The sequence below is a fragment of the Bradyrhizobium sp. MOS001 genome (assembly GCF_004634465.1).
GTDB lineage: Bacteria > Pseudomonadota > Alphaproteobacteria > Rhizobiales > Xanthobacteraceae > Bradyrhizobium > Bradyrhizobium barranii.
In genome coordinates, this window is sequence record NZ_SPVJ01000147.1 from 1 (window position 1) to 1,870 (window position 1,870).

1 protein-coding gene is annotated in these 1,870 nt (G+C 56.7%); it reads left to right on the top strand.

Annotation, left to right across the window (positions count from 1 at the left end; genetic code table 11):
- Nucleotides 1-300: 300 nt before the first annotated feature.
- A complete protein-coding gene (locus CT676_RS43515) occupies nucleotides 301-1,728 on the top strand; it encodes a DUF1254 domain-containing protein (RefSeq protein ID WP_063984452.1) in 1,428 nt (475 codons plus the stop codon).
- Nucleotides 1,729-1,870 lie beyond the last annotated feature (142 nt).

Below are 1,870 nucleotides of genomic sequence, written 5' to 3' on the forward strand. Positions count from 1 at the left end.
GGGACCAAGCCGCTGATGGCCGCGATCGCGGCCTGAGACCGAACCGTCATGGCTTATCACCGCCCTCCCGCGGAAGGCGTTTTTACACGACCAAGACCCGAAGCGGACATTTTCCGAACGAATGAGCATCAACGTATTGGAAAATGCTCATGAAATCGGATTTCGATTGTAGTTCAGCGCGATTTGGCCTGACAGCTGCAAGCTGTTCGTTTTTCCGTAGTCCGCTGAGACTATTTCGTGAAATGATGACCCAGCTTCCCGGGTGTCTATTTGGCGCCCTTTCGCGCGTGGGTGGTTCACATGAACATTCGATCAAGTGTATTGGCCGCCGCTCTGACGGGCTCGATATTCGCACTGACGCCAAGTGTGTCGCAGGCGGAATGGCCTGACATCCGCGAGGCCAAGGCCATCGCCGAGGAAGGCTTCATCTACGGGCTGCCGATCGTGATGAACTACGCCGTCATGTACGAATATGCCGTCGACAGGAACTCTGGGCAATTCAAGGCGCCGTTCAACCAGATCAAAAACGAGGCGCGTGTCTATACATACAAAGACACGGCCGTAATAACTCCCAATAGCGACACGCCCTATTCGCTGTTATGGCTCGATCTGCGCGCCGAGCCGATCGTTCTTTCCGTGCCGGCTGTTGACAAGAGTCGCTACTATTCAGTGATGCTTTGCGACGGCAACACGTTCAATTACGGCTATATCGGTAGCCGCGCGACCGGAAGCGAGGCCGGAGATTATATGGTGGTTGGGCCGAACTGGCAGGGTGCCACTCCGCCTGGCATCAAGAAGATGTTTCGCTCCTCGACACAATTTTCCGCCGCCGCCTACCGCACCCAGCTCTTCCATCCGGCAGATATGCCGAACGTTGAGAAGGTCCAGGCCGGCTATAAGGTGCAGCCCCTGTCGGCCTATCTCAAGCAGCCCGCGCCCCCCGCCGCAGCGGCCGTCGACTTTCCCAAGGCTAATGCGGAGTTGGTGAAGAAGAACTTCTTCGAGTATCTCGACTTCGCTCTCCAATTTGCGCCGGCCGGGCCGGAGGAAAAGGAAATCCGCGCCAAGCTCACGCGCATCGGCGTCGGCCCCGGAAAGACCTTCGACTTCAAGGATCTTCCGCTGACCCACAAGATTGAAATCGGGCTGGGGATGAAGGACGGCGAAGAGAAAGTTGAAAAGTATCTTGCTAGTGGACAGAAAGACGTAAATGGCTGGAAAATCGGATCGCTGTTCGGAGACCGGCAATTCTACAGCGGCGACTGGCTGAAGCGCGCTGCCGCAGCCAAGGGCGGCATCTATGGCAACGACGCAATCGAGGCCGTCTATCCAATGACGAAGGCGCTTGCTGATGGCGAGGTGCTCGATGGTTCCAAGTACAAGTACACAATCACTTTTTCCGCCGGACAATTCCCGCCGGTAGAGGCTTTCTGGTCGGTGACGATGTATGATGGCAAGAGCCAATTGCTGATCGAGAATCCGATCAACCGCTACCTGATCAACTCGCCGATGCTGCCGGACATGAAGAAGAATGCCGACGGCTCTCTCACGTTGTATATCCAAAAAGATTCGCCCGGCGTCGACAAGGAATCCAATTGGTTGCCGGCGCCGAATGACGAAATCTACCTCGTGATGCGTTTATATTGGCCGAAGACAACGGCGCCTTCGATCCTGCCGGCCGGTGGGGGCTCATGGCAGCCACCGGCCGTTGTGCGCGCAGCCAACTAAGCAATCTGAGGTGATCGAGTGATGCTGGCCAAGGTCCGCTTGTGGCCGATTTTGTTGCAAAAGTCGGCTGTAGCCGACGGATGTCTTTCGGCCATTCGGTAAGGCCGACCGGCTTTGATCCGCCGCCCCTCACGCTCTCAAC

Excerpts from the sequence above, each read along its gene's own strand:
- CT676_RS43515 (WP_063984452.1), top strand. The coding sequence starts at position 301 with ATGAACATTCGATCAAGTGTATTGGCCGCCGCTCTGACGGGCTCGATA.